Here is a 17,847-nt window from a genome sequence, read left to right on the forward strand (position 1 = left end):
GTAGGGCGGATTAGCGAAGCGTAATCCGCCGGAGCCGCCTACACCGGCGCCGGCAGCAGTTCCACGCGCTCGCGCAGCAGCGCCAGCTGCGGCGGGTCCATGCGGCCGGCCGCGTTCTGCAGGTAGCGCGAGGCGCCGCTGACGCCGCTGCGCTCGGCCATCGACAGCCATAGCCACGCCTGCGCCATGTCCGCCGCCGTACCCTGCCCGCTGTAGTACATCAGCCCCACATTGAACTGCGCGCGCGCGTGTCCCTGCGCCGCCGCTTTCTGATACCAGGCCAGCGCCTCGGCGTAGTCGCGCACCAGCCCGTGTCCCGTGTCATAGCGCAGCGCCAGCGCGAACTGCGCCAGCGCGTGGCCCTGCTCGGCCGCCTTGCGGTACCACTGGCCGGCCTGCACGCTGTCCGGCGCCGGGCTGTCGTCGCTGTCGAGCAGCAGGCCCAGGCTGTACTGCGCGGCCGCGTAATCCTGCTCGGCGGCCTTGCGGTACCAGGCGATGGCCTTGCGGCCGTCCTGCGGCACGCCGCGTCCCGTTTCATAGCGCAGCCCCAGGTCGAACTGCGCGCGCAAGTGGCCCTGGTCGGCCGCCTTGCGGTACCAGAACACCGCTTCCTGCGCATCCTGCGGCACGCCGTGGCCATTGTCGTACAACAGGCCCAGATGGTATTGCGCCGCCGCGTAGCCCTGCTCGGCCGCCATGCGGTACCACTGCTGCGCCTGTTCGTAGTCCTGCGGCACGCCCTGGCCGTGATCGTAGCGCAGGCCCAGGTTATTCTGCGCGGCCGCGTGGCCCAGCGCGGCGGCCTTGCGGTACCAGTGCAGCGCCTTCTGCTCGTCGCGCGGGACCTTGTCGCCGCCGTTGTCGTAGATCAGGCCGAGATTGAACTGCGAACTGGCGTGGTCCTGCTCGGCCGCGCAGCGGTACCACTGGATGGCCTGCTGGCTGTCCTGCGGCACGCCGTCGCCCTTGTCGTAGCGCAGCGCCAGGTTGAACTGCGCCGGCGCATAGCCCTGGTTGGCGGCCTTGCGGTACCAGGACATGGCCTGGTGCACGTCCTTGGCCACGCCCTGGCCGTTGTCGTAGCGCAGGCCGAGGTTGAACTGGGCGCGCGCATAGCCCTGCTCGGCGGCCTTGCGGTACCAGGCGATGGCTTGCTTGAAGTCCTGCGGCACGCCCTTGCCGGTGTCGTACATCATGCCCAGGTTGTTCTGCGCGCCGGCATCGCCCTGCTCGGCGGCCTTGCTGAACCAGTGCATGGCCTGCTGCGTGTCCTGCGGCAGGCCCTGGCCCTTGGCGTACATCCAGCCCAGGTTGTACTGCGCGGCCGCGTAGCCCTGCTCGGCCGACAGCTGATACCAGCGCGCCGCCTCCGCCAGGTCCTGCTTCAGGCCCTGGCCCTTCTGGCACATCACGCCCAGGTTGTATTGCGCGTGCTCCAGCCCCGCGTTGGCGGCCTGGCGGTACCAGGCCACGGCCAGCTCGTAGCTCTGCGCCACGCCCTGCCCGTTGAAGTACATGAAGCCCAGGCTGTGCTGGGCGTTGGCCACGCCGCGCTCGGCCAGGTCCTTGATGCGCAGGAATTCGGCGGTGTAGTTTTCCGGCCCGGTGCCGGCGCCCGGGGCGTGCGCTTCCGAAGCCGAGTATTTTTGCATGCGCCGCTTCGCCGTGTCAGGCCTGGAAGGCGGCGATCACCGGCGCGTGCTGCGCATCGCTGCGCAGCTGCTCCGGCGCCTGCTGCTGCAGCACGCCGATGAAGCTGGTGAGCGAAATCGGCCGGTGGTACAGATAGCCCTGCATGGTGGTGCAGCCGTTGGCCTGCAGGTAGCGCGCCTGGATCTCGGTCTCCACGCCTTCCGCCACCAGGTGCAGGCCGAGGCCGCGCGCGATCGAGATGATGGCCAGGATCACCGGATAATGGCCCTGCTCGTCGTGGATCTCCTTGACGAAGCTCTGGTCGATCTTGATGGTGTGGATGGGGAAGCGGTGCAGATAGGACAGCGACGAATAGCCGGTGCCGAAATCGTCGATCGCTACCGACACGCCCAGCTGGCACAGCTTGTTCAACTGCTCGATGGCGTACAGCGGATTGCGGATGCAGATGTTCTCGGTGATTTCCACTTCGATCTGCGCCGGCGAAATGCCGTAGCGCGTGAGCGCGCCGCGCATCTTCTCGAAGAAGTCGCCCCGGTCCAGGTATTGCGGCGACAGGTTCAGCGACAGGCGGATCGCCTCGCCGCCGGCCGCGTTCCACTGCAGCAGGTCGCGGCACAGCGCGCCCAGCATCCAGTCCGAGATCGGCAGCATCAGGCCGTTCTCTTCGGCGAACGGCAGGAACTCGCCGGCCGACAGCAGGCCGCGCTGCGGGTGGTTCCAGCGCATCAGGCCCTCGGCGCCGATGATGCGGCCGGTGCCCACGTCGATCTGCGGCTGGTAATACATTTCCAGTTCGTTCTGCTCCAGCGCGCGGCGCAGCGCCTGCTCCAGCGCGATCTTCTGGTGCGACATGTCCAGCATGGAGTTGTGATAGAAGCTGTGGCCGTTCTTGCCCAGCGCCTTCACCTGGTACATGGCGATGTCCGCGTGGCGCAGCAGTTCGTCGATGCTTTCGCCGTCGCTCGGGTAGACGGCAATGCCGATCGAGGCCGAGATGTGCACCTGGTGGCCGTCCAGGTCGAACGGCTTTTGCAGGCTTTCCAGGAACTTCTCCGCGATCACCTTGGCGTCGGTGCGGTCGCGCAGTTCCGGCAGCACGATGGTGAATTCATCGCCCCCCTGGCGCGCCAGCGTGTCGCCCTTGCGCAGGCATTCCTTCAGGCGCAGCGCGGCCTGCTGCAGCAGCTCGTCGCCTTTCACGTGGCCCAGCGTGTCGTTGACCAGCTTGAAGCGGTCCAGGTCGACGAACATCACGGCCAGCTCTGTGAGCTTGCGCTTGGCCTGGATCACGGCCAGGCCCAGGCGGTCCTTGAACAGCATGCGGTTCGGCAGGTCGGTCAGGATGTCGTGGTAGGCCTGGTAGGAGATCACTTCCTCGGCGCGCTTGCGGTCCGTGATGTCGCGCGCCACGCCGTAGATGCCGTAGTGCTCCTGGCGCGACTGGTCCGGCATGTGCACGCCGATGGCGTTCATCGGCATCGTCATCAGGGTGTTGCTGAAGGTGCGCTCGATGCCGTTGCCCTTGCACTTCAGGCGCAGCTCGACGTTGCGCGAGGCGCGTTCATCCACCCGGCGCTCGCCGCCGCGCTCATTGAACACGTAGCGCGCGCGCTCCAGGTCCTCGTCGTGGATCAGCACCGAATAGTGCTTTCCCAGCAGTTCCTCGCGCGTGAAGCCCAGCAGCTGATAGGCGCGGTCGTTCACGAAGGTGAACTGGCCTTCCTGGTTCAGCGTGTAGATGATGTCCGGCGAGCTGTCCACCAGGTTGCGGTACATGCGCTCGGAGGTTTCCAGGCGCTGCGCGATGCGTTCGTTGTCCACCGCCAGGCGGCGCTGCGCCAGCGCGTTCTCCACGGTCTTGAGCAGCTCTTCGCGGCTGTAGGGCTTGCGCAGGTAGTCGTAGGCGCCGCGCTTGAGCGCGCCGATGGCCGCCTCGATGCCGACGTCGCCGCTCATCACGATCACGTCGCTGTCGATGCCCTTGCCGTTCATGAAGTCCATGATCTCGTGCCCGCTCATGTCGGGCAGGCGCAGGTCCAGCAGCACCAGGTCGAACTTCATCCTGGTCAGCTGGGCCAGCGCTTCGCTGCCGCAGGTGGCGGTCACCAGCTGGTAGTCGCGGTCGCGCAGCAGTTCATAGAGCGAGGACAACAGGCGCGGCTCGTCGTCCACCAGCAGCAGGCGGGGGCAAAAATCGCTCGCCACGCTGACGGCGGCGCTTGCGCTCGTTGCGTCGTTGGCCGGATGCAGGGTTGGGGCGCCGGCAGCGCTGGGCGAGTTCGCGTTGTTCATACAGAGTCCATCGCCCGCGTTTGCGCGCCGGCGGTGAGGGTAGTGCCGGCCCGTACGGGCAGCAGGATTTCAAAAGTGGTGCCGCTCTTGCCGCTGCGGCAGGTGATCATGCCGTCCAGCTTCTTGACCAGGCTGTGGACGATGGACAAGCCCAGGCCGTGGTGCTTGCCTTCCTTGTTGCTGCGCACCGGCGTAAACAGGTTGGCCAGCACCTCGGTCGACAGGCCGGGGCCATTGTCGCCGATCACCAGCTCCAGGTACAGCTTGCGCTCGCGGTTCACGTGGCCGCGGTTGGCGATCTCTATCCTGCCGCCGTCCGGCAGCGCTTCGACCGCGTTCTTGACCAGGTTGACCAGGATCTGTTTCAGGATGTCGGCGTCGCCGTCGATCTCGGCCGGCTCGTCCTGCATGCGCACCAGGATCTGCACCGAGGCCGGCACGAAATCGGTGGCGCGGAACAGGCGCAGCACGTCGTCCACCACGCGCGCCACGTCGGTGACGCGGTTGCCGTCGGACGGCTGCAGGTCGGCCAGGCCGTTGATCAGCGAGCCGACGCGGTCGATCTCCTCGTTCAGGATGGACATCTCGCCCACCACCGGCTCGCGCCGCGCCAGCTTGGTGTCCAGCACCGACAGGTAGTTCTTGATGATGGACAGCGGGTTGTTCACCTCGTGCACCACGCGGCGCGAGGCCTCGCGGTATTCCTCGGCCACGTGGGCGATCTGGCGCCGCGCGTGGCCGCGTTCGGAGAGCTGGGTTTCCAGCGCCGTGGCGGCCTGGTTGCCGAACGCTTGCAGGAAGCGCTCGCGCTTGTGGTACGACGGCAGCTGCCAGGCCGCCGCGCCGCCCACCAGCACGCCCAGGCAGCGCTGCCCGGCCACCATGGGCACGCACACCATGCTCTCGGTGCCGAGGATGCGGAACAGCTGTTCTTCCGAAATGCCCACCGGCGTCGCGCCCTGCCCGGCCTTGCTCAGGTAGGCCACGCGGCGTTCGCGCGCGGCGTCCGCCACGGTGCCGCCCTTCGCCAGCGGGATGGAGAATTCGGCCAGGCGCTGCTGCTGCTCGCCGGCCGTCATGCCCACCAGGGCGTGGCCGGTGGGGTTCTCCAGCAGAATCACCGTATTGTCGAAGTCGAACAGGATGCGCGCCGAGCGCGTCATCGCTTCCAGCATGCCGGTTTCGCCGGTCTGGCGCGCGAAGGTCTGGCCCATTTCGGACACCAGCACCATGTTGCGCACTTCCTCGGACAGGCGCTGCTGCACCGGGTCCACCGGCGGCGGCGGCGCGTAGGCGGCAGGGGCCACGATGTCGTCCGCGCCGGCCAGTTCGATGCCGAGGTAGGCGGCCGATTTTTCCACCTGGCGCGCGGCGGCGTGGCAGATCACGTGCAGCGCGTCGCTGTCGATGGCGCACAGGCCGGCGCCCGCTTCAATGGCTTCATCCTCGTCCTCGTGGCAGCACAGCAGGTGCGCCAGGCGCACGATGCGGATCAGCGGATGCGCCGCTTCCAGGCGCGCCACCGGCTCGTGGTGGTACAGCACGGAATCGGCCAGGAAGGAATCCAGGTTCCAGCGCTCGATCAGCCAGGCGCCCGCTTCGGAGTGCGTGATCTGCAAGGTGCGCTGCTCCACCGCGCACAGGTCCTCGTCGTCGCGCGCGGTGAAGTTGAAGGCGTATTCTTTCGGCGCGGTGGCCAGCAGCGCCAGGCGGCCCACGTTGTGCAGCAGGCCGGCCAGGTAGGCTTCCTCCACGTGCGGGTAGTCGAGCTGCTTGGCGATGTCGCGCGCGATGACGGCGGTGGTGAGCGAGCTTTTCCAGAAGCTGCGCAGGTCGGTGCTGCCGGAGTGGGGGAAACTGTTAAAGGTCTGGAATACCGATTCGCTGATGACCAGCGTCTTGATCATGTCCGTGCCGAGCGACACCAGCGATTGTTCCAGGCCCACGGCGCGGTTGTTGCGATGGTAGGCGGAGCTGTTGGCGACCGACAGGATCTTGCTGGTCATGCCGGCGTCCTTGGCGATCAGCGCGGCCAGTTCCGGCATGCCGGCGTCGTCGGCCTGCAAGTGCTCTATCAACTTGATGAGTATCTGCGGCATGGCCGGCAGACGGGCAATCAGCAAGCGATTGCGAATATCATGGTCTGATTGATGCATCGTATCACGCATTGCCGCCAAGGAATTCCATCGAGGAGTGAGAGGCGCACAACGGCAAGGCGCCACCGCATTATTATTTAACCAACTGTATAAAAACCAGGCACTCAAAAAGCGATAGTAGCATAAACAACTTAGATAACTTATCGGCAAGAAAAATTTCTTCCTAAACTTATCACACTTCCTTGCCGATAACTACCCGCCCGCCTGATCGGCTAGAAGCATGCGCCGGTAATAGCGCGCCGTCAACCACAATGCAAGCGCCGCCAGGGTAAAGCCCAATTGGCCGTAGGCCAGCCACAACACCGAGTCCGACAGCACCGGCGCGATGCCGCCGGCCACCACGGCGCCCAGCAAGGTGGTGGCGAATGACTGGCAGGATGCTACCGTGCCGCGGATGTGCGGGAACAGGTCCAGCCCCAGCAGCGTGGCGGCCGGCGCCACCACCGACATGCCGAAGGTATAGAAGAACAGCGGCGCCACGCTCCAGGGCAGCGCGGGCGGCAGAAACAAATGGTAGATGACGTTGACGCTGGCGGCCACGATGAGGAAGCAGAAGCCGATGCCGATCTGGCGCGCGAAGCTCATCTTGCCGGCAATGCGGTTGGCCGCCAGCGCGCCGAGGAAGATGCCGCTCACGGCGGGGATGAACAGCCAGCCGAACTGGTCCGGTCCGAGGCCGAGGTGGCGCGGCAGCATCACCGGCGCCGCCGTGATGTAGACGAACAGGCCGGCGAAATTGAAGGCCACCACGCCGGACTTCATGTGGAACAGCGGCGACATCAATATGGTGCGGTAGTTGTGCACCAGGTAGCGCGGGTTGAAGGGCTGGCGCCGGCCCGGCGGCAGCGTCTCGGGCAGGCGGCGGTAGCACACCACGAACAGGCCGATGGTATAGACGAAGAGGAACAGGAAGATGGCGCGCCAGTCCAGGTATTTGACGATGACGCCGCCCAGCACCGGCGCAATGGCCGGCGCGATCGAGAAGATCATGGTGACCATGGACAGCAGGCGCGCGGCCGGCGCGTCCGCGTACAGGTCGCGGATGATGGCGCGCCCCACCACCACGCCGGCGCCGGCCGACACGCCCTGCAGCACGCGGAAGAACCACAGGTAGTGTACCGAGTGCGCGGCGGCGCAGCCCATGGTGCCGATGGCGAACAGCACCAGCGACACCAGCACCACGTTGCGGCGCCCGAAGGCGTCGGCCAGCGCGCCGTGCCACAGCACCATGCAGGCGAAGGCCAGCATGTAGGCCGTCAGCGTCTGCTGCACCTCCAGCGGCGTGGCGTGCAGCGAGGCCTGGATGTTGGGGAAGGCCGGCAGGTAGGCGTCGATCGAGAACGGCCCCAGCATGGCCAGCGCGGCCAGCACGATGGCCAGCGCGAAGGCACTCAGCGGCCTGGCGTAGCTCGGCTCGGGCGGAGGGATCTCGGCGACGGGATCGGGAGGGAGATTGGCGGGGGGGGTGGGGAACATGGGCGGTCTCGCTGGCGGCGTTGGAATGGCGGCCATTGGCGTAGGGCGGGTTAGCGCCGCAGGCGCGTAACCCGCCGCCCCGGTCGGCGGCCGCCGCGCATCAAGCTTTCGGCTTGGCTTCTTCGCGGCGGTTGTAACCCGCCACCATATCGAAGCGGAACAAGCGGCATTCCAGCGCGCCGTTGAAGAACGGCGTCTTGCGCGCTTCCTTCAAGCGCAGCAGCTTGGGCAAGCCCAGGTCGGCCGTGAACAGGAATGCCGTCCAGCCGGCGAAGCGCTGCTTGAGCGTGGTGCCGAAGGCCGAGTAGAACGAGGTGGCCAGTTCATCTTCCGCCAGGGTGCTGTCGCCGCGCACGCCGATACGCTCGCCGTACGGCGGGTTGGTCAGCAGGATGCCCGGCTGCGCGGTCGGTGCCTGCACCTGCTGCGCCTCGATCTGCTTGAGCGGAATGTCGAACATGATGCCGGCGCACTTCAGGTTATGGCGCGTCATGGCCACCATGTCGCCCGAAATGTCGGAACCGAAAATGGTCGGCTCGGACGGCAGCGGATTGGGCTTGATGGCGTTCTTCATGTCCTGCCACGGCTGCGGATTGAAGTCGTGGAACTTCTCGAACGCGAAGCGGCGGCGCGCGCCGGGCGGGATGCCCTGCACCATCTGCGCCGCTTCGCACAGGATGGTGCCCGAGCCGCACATCGGATCGAACAGCGGCGTGCCCGGCTTCCAGCCCGACACGCGCAGCAGGCCGGCGGCCAGGTTCTCGCGCAGCGGCGCGTCGCCTGTCTCGTCGCGCCAGCCGCGCTTGAACAGCGCTTCGCCCGAGGTGTCCAGGTAGACGATGTACTGGTGCGCATCCAGGAAGCCGACAATGCGCATGTCCGGCTCGCGGGTGTTCACGGACGGGCGCGAACCGTACATGTCGCGGAAGCGGTCGCAGATCGCGTCCTTGATCTTGAGCGTGGTGAATTCCAGGCTTTTCAGCGGCGACTTCACGGCCGTCACGTCCACGCGGATGGTATGGTCGACGCCGAACCACTCTTCCCATGGCTGGGCCAGGGTCAGGTCGTAGATGTCGTTCTCGTTCTTGTAGCCGCCGGCGGCCATGCGCATCAGCACGCGCGAGGCGATGCGCGAGTGCAGGTTGACGCGGTAGGCGTCTTCCAGCGCGCCGGAGCAGTGCACGCCGCCCGGCACCTGGTTGTGCACCTTCAGGGTGCTGCCGGGCAGCTGCGTGATTTCAGTCAGTTCTTCGGCCAGCGCCGCTTCCATGCCGCGCGGGCATGGGCAAAAATAGGAAGCCATAGGGGTACCTTTTATCCGTTTAAAAAAAACGTTCCGCCTGCGCGGAACGATGTACTTCAGGAGGCCAGTGCACGCTCGAGGAAATCGAGCCTGTCCTGGCCCCAGAAACTTTCACCATCGAGGATGTACCACGGCGAGCCGAATATATTGGCGGCGGTGGCGTCCTCGGTGTTCTTGTCGTACTCGGCCTGCACGCCGGCCGTCTCCGATGATTTGAACAGCGCGCGGCCATCGAGGCCGCAGCTGTTCGCGATCTGCACCAGCGTCTCTTCGTCGCCGATGTTGCGCTCTTCGGCCCACAGCCCGCGCATGACGGCGCCGGACAGCTGCAGCGCCGTGTCCACGCCATGCGTCAGGCGCGCGGCGATGATCAGCTTGGCGGCCGCGTCCGGCGACACCGGGAAGAACTTCGGCTGCACGTTCATCGGCACGCCGAGGAAGCTGGACCAGCGCGCCAGCTCCACCAGGCGGTAAGCCTGGCGCTGCGGCGCGCGCTTGGCCAGCGGCAGGCCGCCGGACACGCCAAACACCTTGCCCAGGTCGAAGGGACGGATATCGATCTGCGCGCCGTTCGCCCTGGCCAGCGCCACAAAGCGCTCGTGGCCCAGATAGCTCCACGGCGAGTGCGGGGCAAAGTAGTATTGGCAGGTTTTGCTCATGCGTCTCTCTCTCAGAAAGGTTTCACAACGACCAGGATCACAATCGCCAGCAGCAGCAGCACCGGCACTTCATTGAACCACCGGTACCACGTGTGGCTGCGGGTATTCACGCCGCGCTCGAATTTCTTCAGGATGGCGCCGCAGGCGTGCGAATAGCCGATGGCCAGCACCACCAGCGCCAGCTTGGCGTGCATCCAGCCGCCGGGCATCCTGAAGCCGCCCTCGCCGCCGTACTGCAGCCACAGCAGCCAGGCGCCCAGCAGCACCGCCGGCACCGACAGCATCATCATGAAGCGGTACAGCTTGCGCGCCATGAGCAGCAAGCGTTCCTTGCTCACGCTTTCCTTTTCCATTGCCAGGTTGACGAAAATACGCGGCAGATAGAACAGCCCGGAGAACCAGGACACGACGAACAGGATGTGGAACGCTTTTACCCAGAGCATAGGCTTCCTTATTTGCGAACTTCGCCGTGGCCGAACACCACGTATTTGAGCGAGGTCAGGCCTTCCAGGCCGACCGGGCCGCGCGCGTGCAGCTTGTCGTTGGAGATGCCGATTTCGGCGCCCAGGCCGTACTCGAAGCCGTCCGCGAAACGGGTGGAGGCGTTCACCATCACGGAAGCGGAATCGACCTCGCGCAGGAAGCGCATGGCGTCGCTGTAGTCTTCGGTGATGATGGACTCGGTGTGCTTGGACGACCAGGTGCTGATGTGGTCCATGGCCTGGTCGATGCCGTCCACCACGCGCACGGCGAGGATGGGGGCCAGGTATTCGGTGGCCCAGTCTTCCTCGGTGGCGTGCACCAGGTGCGGGTAGCCTTCCAGGATCTTGTACGACTCGGGGTCGCAGCGCAGTTCCACCTTCTCGGCCGCGTACAGCCTGGCCAGCTCCGGCAGCACCTGCGGCGCGATGGCGCGGGCCACCAGCAGCGTTTCCATGGTGTTGCACGGGCTGTAGCGCTGGCACTTGGCGTTGAACGCCACGTCCAGCGCCTTTTTCATGTCGGCCTTGGCGTCGATGTAGACGTGGCAGATGCCGTCCAGGTGCTTGATCATGGGCACGGTCGATTCCTTCATCAGGCGCGCGATCAGGCCCTTGCCGCCGCGCGGCACGATGACGTCCACGTACTGCGGCATGGTGATCAGCGCGCCGACGGCGGCGCGGTCGGTGGTGTCAACCACCTGCACGCCGTCCGCAGGCAGGCCGGCGCCCTGCAGGCCTTCCATCACCAGCCTGGCCAGCGCACGGTTGCAGTGGATGGCTTCCGAACCGCCGCGCAGGATGGTGGCGTTGCCGCTCTTGATGCACAGGCCGGCCGCGTCCACCGTCACGTTGGGGCGGGCTTCGTAGATGATGCCGATGACGCCCAGCGGCACGCGCATCTGGCCCACCTGGATGCCGCTCGGGCGGAATTTCAGGCCGCTGATTTCACCGATGGGGTCCGGCAGCGCCACGATCTGGCGCAGGCCTTCGACCATGGTGGCGATGGCCTTGTCGGACAGGGCGAGGCGGTCCAGCAGCGCCGGCGCCATGCCGGCGGCGGACGCCGCGTCCAGGTCGAGCTGGTTGGCGGCGCGCAGGGCGGCCGCGTCGCGTTCGATCGCGTCGGCGATCAGCAGCAGCGCGCGGTTGCGCTGCGCGCTGTCGGCCCGGGCCATGGCGCGCGATGCAACGCGCGCCTGACGGCCTACTTGTTCCATGTATTGGGTGATGTCCATTTCAGTCCCGTTCAGTTCCGGCGGCTTACGGCGCTGCGCGCCTAAGCCGCCCTACGTAAAGCCATTGATGCCGTTGTTGCAGTGTTCCGTCAGGCGCCGCCAGCGGCACGTAGGGCGGCTTAGCGCGCAGCGCGTAAGCCGCCACAACGAGCCGCCACCACGCGCCGCCAAATCAGCCGCGCGCCACCTTCAGCGCCAGCTGCAGCATTGCGTCCCACGCGTCGCCGGCAAAAGCCCTGGCGCGCAGGCCCTTGATCATCTTATCGATTTGCGCCGCTTCCTGCAGCGCAGCCTCCAGCAGCGGCAGCGACACGCGCCGCAGCGCCGGTTCCATCATGCGCTCTTTCGGCCCCCAGATGCGGTACTCCTTGAGCAGCGCGCCCAGCGGCCGTCCCTGCGCCGTTCCGGCTTTCAGCTTGAGCAGCGTGCGGATTTCTTCCGACACCGCCCACAGCACCAGCGGCAGCGCTTCGCCTTCGCCTTTCAAGCCTTCGAGCATCCGCACCAGCCGCGCGGGATCGCCGGACAGCATCGCTTCACTCAGTTTGAACACGTCATAGCGCGCCACGTTCAGCACCGCGTCATGCACCTGCTCGTATGTCAGTTTGCCCGCTTCGTGCAGCAGGCCCAGTTTCTGTATTTCCTGGTGCGCCGCCAGCAGATTGCCTTCAACGCGGTCGGCGATGAAGTCGATGCTCTGGCGGTCCGCGCTCTGGCCTTGCGCTGCCAGGCGGTTGCCTATCCAGCCCGGCAGCTGCGCGCGCTCGACATTCGGAATGTCGATGTACACGGCGGCCTGCTGCAGGCTGGCCACCCAGGCCGCCTTCTGCGTCTGCCAGTCCAGCTTGGGCAGCGTGATCAGCGTCAGGTTGTCCGGGCTTAAATCCTTCACGTAGTTCTGCAGCGCCGCGCCGCCATCCTTGCCCGGCTTGCCGGTCGGGATGCGCAGCTCGATCAGCTTCTTGTCGCCGAACAGGGACAAGGCCTGGTTCGCCGCCAGCAGCTCGCCCCACTTGAAGCTGCGCTCCACGGTCAGCACGTCGCGCTCGGAATAGCCTTGCGCGCGCGCGCTGCGGCGGATCTTGTCCGCCGCTTCCAGCGCCAGCAGGTGCTCGTCGCTGGTGATGACGTACAGCTGCGCCAGCGGCTTGCTCAAATGCCCGTCCAGCGCGTCCAGCCTCAATTGCATACGTTTATTCCTTCGGCGCGGCGACCGGCTTGGCCGGCGGCAGCGACAGCGCCGACACCGGCTTGATGGCGGCCATGCGGCGCATCATCTGCTGCACCAGGTCGGTCTGCATGTCCTTGTACAGCAGCGCTTCTTCCTGCTCCTTGGCCAGCAGCTGGGTTTCGTCGAAGGTGATCGGACGATTCAGGCTGATGGTGGTCGGCGCCAGCAGCTCGTTGCCCAGCTTGTCGCGCACGCGGAACACGATGTTGTACGCCAGCAGATATTCACGCACGCGGCCATTGCTGTTCAGCGACAGGATGCTCTTGGTACGGGTCTTCTCCGGGTCGGTCAGCACCTCGACCACGCCGTCGGCCTTGGCCGGATCGGACACCACCACCGTGTTGCCGTTGACGCGGATGTTGCGCTTCAAGTCGATCGCCAGCGGCGATGAGTCGGGCAGGCCGATGTACATGGACGGGAACGGCAGCGTGTAATGGCCGCCGGACCCGCGCAGGTGGAAGCCGCAGGCCGACAGCGAACCGGCCAGCGCCGCCGCCACCAGCAGCGCGCCGGCGCCGCGTTTCAGGACATGGGTGGTGGTCTTCATGCTCACACCACGATGTTGACGAGTTTGCCCGGCACCACGATGACCTTCTTCGGCGTGCCTTCGATGAACTTCTGCACGCTTTCCTCGGCCAGCGCGGCAGCTTCGATGGCGGCCTTGTCGGCGCCCTTGGCCACCTTCACCGAGCCGCGCAGCTTGCCGTTCACCTGGATCATCATCTCGATCTCGGACTGCTCCAGCGCGGCCGCGTCCACCTGCGGCCACGGCGCGTTCAGCAGGTCGCCCAGCGCCTGGCCGTAGCCCAGCCCTTCCCACAGCACGTGGGTGATGTGCGGCGCCACGGGGTTCAGCAGGCGCAGGAAGATGGCGAAGCCTTCGGAGATCACCGCGTTCGATTCTGCGCTGTCATCCAGTTTGGCCGATTCCATCGTGTTCAGCATCTTCATGCAGGCCGACACCACGGTGTTGTACTGGATGCGCTTCAGGTCGTAGTCGGCCTGTTGCAGGATCTTGTGCAGTTCGCGGCGCAGGGTTTTCTGCGCGTCGCCCGATGCGGCGGCGGTGGCGGCGGAACCGGCCGCCTCGATGCGCGCCTTCTGCGCATAGCCGAACGCCCACACGCGGCGCAGGAAGCGGTTCGCGCCTTCCACGCCGGAGCCGGACCATTCCAGCGTCTGCTCGGGCGGCGAGGCGAACATGGTGAACAAACGGGCCGTGTCGGCGCCATACTGCTCGATCTGCGCGGCCGGGTCGATGCCGTTGTTCTTCGACTTGGACATCTTCTCGGTGCCGCCGATCTGCACCGGCTGACCGTCTTCCTTCAGCAGCGCGCTTTGCGGACGGCCCTTGTCGTCGGTGGTCAGGTTGATGTCGGCCGGGTTGTACCAGGTCTTCTTGCCGGCCGCGTCTTCGCGGTAGTAGGTCTCGTTCAGCACCATGCCCTGCGTGAGCAGGTTCACGAACGGCTCGTCGAACTTCACCAGGCCGAAGTCGCGCATGATCTTGGTCCAGAAGCGCGCGTACAGCAAGTGCATCACGGCGTGCTCGATGCCGCCGATGTACTGGTCCATCGGCATCCAGTAGTCGTTGCGCTCGTCCACCATGGCCTTGTCCGAACCGGGCGAGGTATAACGCATGTAGTACCACGACGAATCGACGAAGGTATCCATGGTGTCGGTTTCGCGGCGCGCTGGCTTGCCGCACTGCGGGCAGTCGCACTTCAGGAAGGCCTCGTACTTGTTCAGCGGGTTGCCGGTGCCGTCCGGCACGCAGTCTTCCGGCAGCACGACAGGCAGGTCCTTTTCCGGCACCGGCACAGAGCCGCAATCGGCGCAGTGGATCATCGGGATAGGCGTGCCCCAGTAGCGCTGGCGCGAAATGCCCCAGTCGCGCAGGCGGAAAGTGATCTTCTTCTCGCCCAGGCCCTTGGCTTCCATGTCGGCGGCCACGGCGTCCACGGCGGCGGCGTAATTCAGGCCGTCGTACTTGCCGGAGTTGGTGACGATGGACACGTCCTTGTCGCCATACCATTCCTGCCATTCGGTGCTGGAGAACGCCGGGTTGGCGGCGGTGGTGATGACCTGCTTGATCGGCAGCTTGTATTTGTTGGCGAAGGCGAAATCGCGCTCGTCGTGCGCAGGCACGCCCATCACGGCGCCGTCGCCGTAGGTGATCAGCACGTAGTTGCCGACCCAGACTTCCACCTGCTCGCCGGTCAGCGGATGGGTGACGAACAGGCCGGTCGGCATGCCCTTCTTCTCCATCGTGGCCATGTCGGCCTCGATCACGGAGCCCATCTTGCACTCGGCGATGAAGGCTTGCAGTTCCGGGTTGTTCTGCGCGGCGTGCGTGGCCAGCGGGTGCTCGGCGGCCACGGCGCAGAAGGTCACGCCCATGATGGTGTCCGGACGGGTGGTGAAGACGAACATCTTGCCGTCCTGGATCAGCTTGCCGTCGGCATCCTTGATCTCATGCGGGAAGGCGAAGCGCACGCCGGTCGACTTGCCGATCCAGTTGGTCTGCATGGTGCGCACGCGCTCGGGCCAGCCCGGCAGCTTGGTGTCCACGTAGTCCAGCAGTTCGTCGGCGTAGTCGGTGATGCGGGCGTAGTACATCGGGATTTCGCGCTTTTCGATCAGCGCGCCGGAGCGCCAGCCGCGGCCGTCCACCACCTGCTCGTTGGCCAGCACGGTCTGGTCGATCGGGTCCCAGTTGACGGTGCCGGTCTTCTTGTAGATGATGCCTTTTTCCAGCATCTTCAGGAACATCCACTGGTTCCACTTGTAGTATTCCGGCTTGCACGCGGTCATTTCGCGCGACCAGTCGATGGCCAGGCCCATGGATTCCATCTGCTCGCGCATGTGGGCGATGTTGGAATAGGTCCATTGCGCAGGCGGCACGTTGTTGGCCATGGCCGCGTTTTCCGCCGGCATGCCGAACGCATCCCAGCCCATCGGCATGAGCACGTTGTAGCCGTTCATGCGCAGGTAGCGGTACATCACGTCATTGATTGTATAGTTGCGCACGTGGCCCATGTGCAGCTTGCCCGAAGGGTAAGGCAGCATCGAGCAAGCGTAGTACTTGCCTTTGGGGAAACGTGGGTCGTTTTCTACCGCTTTGTAGGCATCGATCGCCTTCCAGTGCGATTGGGCGGCTTTTTCAACGTCGGCGGGACTATATTTATCTTGCATGATGTGTGCGGCCAGTATGAAATATTGGTGGATATGAACCGGTCATTATAACAGCATGCACTATAAGGAATTTCCGCCTCACCCCGCCTTGCGCGCGCATGTCGCCTGCCTGTGGGCCAGCGCGTCCGGCGGGCCTGCGGCGGGCGGGCGCGCCGCCTCGCACCGGGTGCTGCCGGACAACTGCATCGACATCCTGTGGCAGGACACGGGCGCGCCGGCCTTCGCGGTGGGGATGATGACGCGCGCCATCCACGTGGCCTCGGACCAGGTGGTGCGGACCGTGGCGGTGCGCTTCAAGCCCGGCGCGGCCGGGCTGTTCCTGTCGCCGGCGCTGCCCCTGCACCAGCTGGCAGACCAGCGCACCGGCCTGGACCAGCTATGGGGCAGCGGCGACGCCGACCGCCTGGCCGACAGCCTGTGGAGCCGCGAGCTGAGCCAGACGCAGCGCCTGGCCCTGGTCGAACGCAGCCTGCTGGCGCGCCTGCGCCAGGCCGCAGCGGGCGGTGATGAGGCGGCAGCGGCGGCAGCAGCGCATGGCGGCCCCGGCGCCGCCTTGGCGGCCGGCGCAGGCGGCGCAGCCGCCCGGGCGTTTCCCGCCGGGCCGCTGGTGGGCGCCGCGCTGGCCGCTATCGACCGCAGCGGCGGCGCGCTGCGCATCGACGCCCTGGCCGACGGCTTGGGCGTGTCGCGCCAGCACCTGGCAGCCCAGTTCCGCGCCAAGGTGGGGCTGACGCCGAAAATGTACGCCCGCATCTGCCGTTTCCGCCGCGCCACCAGCGCGCTGGCGCAGGCCGCCGCGCCGGACTGGGCACAGCTGGCCCTGGACTGCGGCTACTTCGACCAGTCCCACCTGATCCACGACTTCCAGGAATTCTCCGGCAGCGCCCCGGAAAGCTTCCTGCGCTGACTTTCCATTCTTCCAATCGCGCCGGCGCCGGGCGTGGCAAGATGCCGGCATCGACAACCTTTCAAGGAGAACAAGATGATCAAGGGATTGCGCACCGCCATCTATCCGGTGCCGGACATGGAACAGGGCAAGTCCTGGTACACCAGCGTGTTCGGCGTCGCCCCCTACTTCGACCAGCCCTTCTATGCCGGCTACGCCGTCGGCGGCTTCGAACTGGGCCTGATCCCGGACGGCACGCCCGGCCCGGCCGGCAGCCGCGTCTACTGGGGCGTGGACGACATCGACGCCGAAGTCGAGCGCATCACCGCGCTGGGCGCCAGCGTGCATTCCGCCATCCAGGAAGTAGGCGAAGGCATCAAGGTAGCCGAGCTGAACGACCCATACGGCAACATCCTCGGCCTGATCTACAACCCCGTGTTCAAGCTGGAGGACGTGCGCTAGGGCTATAATTGCGTCTTTCGCAATACGCCCCCGCCCATGACCTCAGCGCAAGACCAAAGCGATATCGCCTTCCTGCAAACCAACGCCCGGGCGATACGGGCTGCGGGCCTGGACTTCTGGCACCTCGATCAGACCATCAATCTGTACAACTATGTGCGGATCGCCAACGACATCGCCGCCCAGCTTCCGGGCGGCGCCCACATCCTCGACTGGGGATGCGGCTGGGGCCAGATGAGCTGGCTGCTGCGCCGCCGCGCACTGCAGGTCACCTCGTTCGAGCTGGGGCCGGACGACATGCAGCTGCCCGACATTCCACTGTGCGAGGGCTTACACGTAGTGCGCACGCAGCATCCCACGCACCTGCCCTTCCCGGACCAGCAGCTGGATGGCGTGCTCAGCTGCGGCGTGCTGGAGCACGTTGACGAATACAGCGAGGCGGGCAACGAGAAGAAGTCGCTGCGCGAAATCGCCCGCATCCTGCGCCCGGGCGGCAAGCTGCTGATCTACCAGCTGCCGCAGCGCGCGGCGTGGCAGGAGGCCGTCGTGCGGCGCTTCAAGCTGGGCTATTCCCATCCCCGCCGTTACAGCAGCACGGAAATCGCCGCCCTGCTCGACGAGGCCGGCTTCGACGTGCAGCGCATGCGGCGCGCCAATCTGGTGCCGAAGAACCTGACCGGCATGCCGGCCGCGTTGCGCCGCATCTACAGCATATTCAGCCGGCAACTGATGCGGCTGGACCATTACGCCTGCCACATTCCGCTGCTGAACCGCATTGCCGGCGTCATGGAAATCACCGCCGTCCGGCGCTAAGCCC

14 protein-coding genes are annotated in these 17,847 nt (G+C 66.1%); 3 read left to right on the forward strand and 11 right to left on the reverse strand.

The window, feature by feature from the left end:
• Nucleotides 1-38: 38 nt before the first annotated feature.
• The 11 genes from ACFJI2_RS24300 to leuS form a co-directional block, all read right to left on the reverse strand.
• On the reverse strand, nucleotides 39-1,655 hold the full coding sequence (locus tag ACFJI2_RS24300; protein WP_377702256.1) for a tetratricopeptide repeat protein: 1,617 nt from the start codon (nucleotides 1,653-1,655) through the stop codon (nucleotides 39-41).
• A 16-nt stretch (nucleotides 1,656-1,671) separates the two neighbouring features.
• The gene (locus ACFJI2_RS24305; protein ID WP_377702257.1) at nucleotides 1,672-3,948 is read right to left on the reverse strand and encodes a putative bifunctional diguanylate cyclase/phosphodiesterase; all 2,277 of its coding nucleotides are present in this window, start codon (nucleotides 3,946-3,948) and stop codon (nucleotides 1,672-1,674) included.
• On the reverse strand, nucleotides 3,945-6,104 hold the full coding sequence (locus ACFJI2_RS24310; RefSeq protein ID WP_377702258.1) for an HDOD domain-containing protein: 2,160 nt from the start codon (nucleotides 6,102-6,104) through the stop codon (nucleotides 3,945-3,947). The genes ACFJI2_RS24305 and ACFJI2_RS24310 overlap by 4 nt, the downstream gene beginning before the upstream one ends.
• Nucleotides 6,105-6,296: 192 nt before the next feature.
• A complete protein-coding gene (locus ACFJI2_RS24315) occupies nucleotides 6,297-7,580 on the reverse strand; it encodes a multidrug effflux MFS transporter (RefSeq protein WP_377702259.1) in 1,284 nt (427 codons plus the stop codon).
• Nucleotides 7,581-7,680: 100 nt separating this feature from the next.
• Nucleotides 7,681-8,883, reverse strand: a complete 1,203-nt coding sequence (locus tag ACFJI2_RS24320; protein ID WP_377702260.1) for a class I SAM-dependent RNA methyltransferase — start codon at nucleotides 8,881-8,883, stop codon at nucleotides 7,681-7,683.
• Nucleotides 8,884-8,939: 56 nt separating this feature from the next.
• Nucleotides 8,940-9,542: a 2-hydroxychromene-2-carboxylate isomerase gene (locus ACFJI2_RS24325; protein WP_377702261.1), complete on the reverse strand. Its 603-nt coding sequence runs from the start codon at nucleotides 9,540-9,542 to the stop codon at nucleotides 8,940-8,942.
• A gap of 11 nt (nucleotides 9,543-9,553) precedes the next feature.
• Nucleotides 9,554-9,985 (reverse strand): CopD family protein, encoded by a 432-nt coding sequence (locus ACFJI2_RS24330; RefSeq protein WP_107873595.1) that lies wholly within the window; start codon nucleotides 9,983-9,985, stop codon nucleotides 9,554-9,556.
• Between the two features lie 8 nt (nucleotides 9,986-9,993).
• Nucleotides 9,994-11,259, reverse strand: a complete 1,266-nt coding sequence (locus ACFJI2_RS24335) for a glutamate-5-semialdehyde dehydrogenase (protein WP_377702262.1) — start codon at nucleotides 11,257-11,259, stop codon at nucleotides 9,994-9,996.
• Nucleotides 11,260-11,431: 172 nt separating this feature from the next.
• A complete protein-coding gene (gene holA, locus ACFJI2_RS24340; protein WP_377702263.1) occupies nucleotides 11,432-12,448 on the reverse strand; it encodes a DNA polymerase III subunit delta in 1,017 nt (338 codons plus the stop codon).
• A gap of 4 nt (nucleotides 12,449-12,452) precedes the next feature.
• A complete protein-coding gene (lptE, locus tag ACFJI2_RS24345) occupies nucleotides 12,453-13,037 on the reverse strand; it encodes an LPS assembly lipoprotein LptE (RefSeq protein WP_377702264.1) in 585 nt (194 codons plus the stop codon).
• Nucleotides 13,038-13,039: 2 nt separating this feature from the next.
• Nucleotides 13,040-15,685, reverse strand: coding sequence for a leucine--tRNA ligase (gene leuS / locus ACFJI2_RS24350; RefSeq protein WP_377702265.1), 2,646 nt, complete (start codon nucleotides 15,683-15,685; stop codon nucleotides 13,040-13,042).
• Nucleotides 15,686-15,740: 55 nt separating this feature from the next.
• Between leuS and ACFJI2_RS24355 the strand changes: the two genes are divergently transcribed.
• The 3 genes from ACFJI2_RS24355 (at nucleotide 15,741) to ACFJI2_RS24365 (ending at nucleotide 17,843) form a co-directional block, all read left to right on the forward strand.
• Nucleotides 15,741-16,592, forward strand: a complete 852-nt coding sequence (locus ACFJI2_RS24355) for a DUF6597 domain-containing transcriptional factor (protein ID WP_377702266.1) — start codon at nucleotides 15,741-15,743, stop codon at nucleotides 16,590-16,592.
• A gap of 75 nt (nucleotides 16,593-16,667) precedes the next feature.
• Nucleotides 16,668-17,033: a VOC family protein gene (locus tag ACFJI2_RS24360; protein WP_377702267.1), complete on the forward strand. Its 366-nt coding sequence runs from the start codon at nucleotides 16,668-16,670 to the stop codon at nucleotides 17,031-17,033.
• Between the two features lie 36 nt (nucleotides 17,034-17,069).
• A complete protein-coding gene (locus ACFJI2_RS24365; RefSeq protein ID WP_377702268.1) occupies nucleotides 17,070-17,843 on the forward strand; it encodes a class I SAM-dependent methyltransferase in 774 nt (257 codons plus the stop codon).
• Nucleotides 17,844-17,847 lie beyond the last annotated feature (4 nt).

The sequence above is a fragment of the Pseudoduganella sp. UC29_71 genome, assembly GCF_042693265.1.
Taxonomy (GTDB): Bacteria; Pseudomonadota; Gammaproteobacteria; order Burkholderiales; family Burkholderiaceae_D; genus Rugamonas.

Bases quoted from the DNA above. Each gene is read 5' to 3' on its own strand.
- ACFJI2_RS24300 (WP_377702256.1), bottom strand. From the start codon at position 1,655: ATGCAAAAATACTCGGCTTCGGAAGCGCACGCCCCGGGCGCCGGCACC.
- ACFJI2_RS24305 (WP_377702257.1), bottom strand. From the start codon at position 3,948: ATGAACAACGCGAACTCGCCCAGCGCTGCCGGCGCCCCAACCCTGCAT.
- ACFJI2_RS24310 (WP_377702258.1), bottom strand. From the start codon at position 6,104: ATGCATCAATCAGACCATGATATTCGCAATCGCTTGCTGATTGCCCGT.
- ACFJI2_RS24315 (WP_377702259.1), bottom strand. From the start codon at position 7,580: ATGTTCCCCACCCCCCCCGCCAATCTCCCTCCCGATCCCGTCGCCGAG.
- ACFJI2_RS24320 (WP_377702260.1), bottom strand. From the start codon at position 8,883: ATGGCTTCCTATTTTTGCCCATGCCCGCGCGGCATGGAAGCGGCGCTG.
- ACFJI2_RS24325 (WP_377702261.1), bottom strand. From the start codon at position 9,542: ATGAGCAAAACCTGCCAATACTACTTTGCCCCGCACTCGCCGTGGAGC.
- ACFJI2_RS24330 (WP_107873595.1), bottom strand. From the start codon at position 9,985: ATGCTCTGGGTAAAAGCGTTCCACATCCTGTTCGTCGTGTCCTGGTTC.
- ACFJI2_RS24335 (WP_377702262.1), bottom strand. From the start codon at position 11,259: ATGGACATCACCCAATACATGGAACAAGTAGGCCGTCAGGCGCGCGTT.
- holA (WP_377702263.1), bottom strand. From the start codon at position 12,448: ATGCAATTGAGGCTGGACGCGCTGGACGGGCATTTGAGCAAGCCGCTG.
- lptE (WP_377702264.1), bottom strand. From the start codon at position 13,037: ATGAAGACCACCACCCATGTCCTGAAACGCGGCGCCGGCGCGCTGCTG.
- leuS (WP_377702265.1), bottom strand. From the start codon at position 15,685: ATGCAAGATAAATATAGTCCCGCCGACGTTGAAAAAGCCGCCCAATCG.
- ACFJI2_RS24355 (WP_377702266.1), top strand. From the start codon at position 15,741: ATGCACTATAAGGAATTTCCGCCTCACCCCGCCTTGCGCGCGCATGTC.
- ACFJI2_RS24360 (WP_377702267.1), top strand. From the start codon at position 16,668: ATGATCAAGGGATTGCGCACCGCCATCTATCCGGTGCCGGACATGGAA.
- ACFJI2_RS24365 (WP_377702268.1), top strand. From the start codon at position 17,070: ATGACCTCAGCGCAAGACCAAAGCGATATCGCCTTCCTGCAAACCAAC.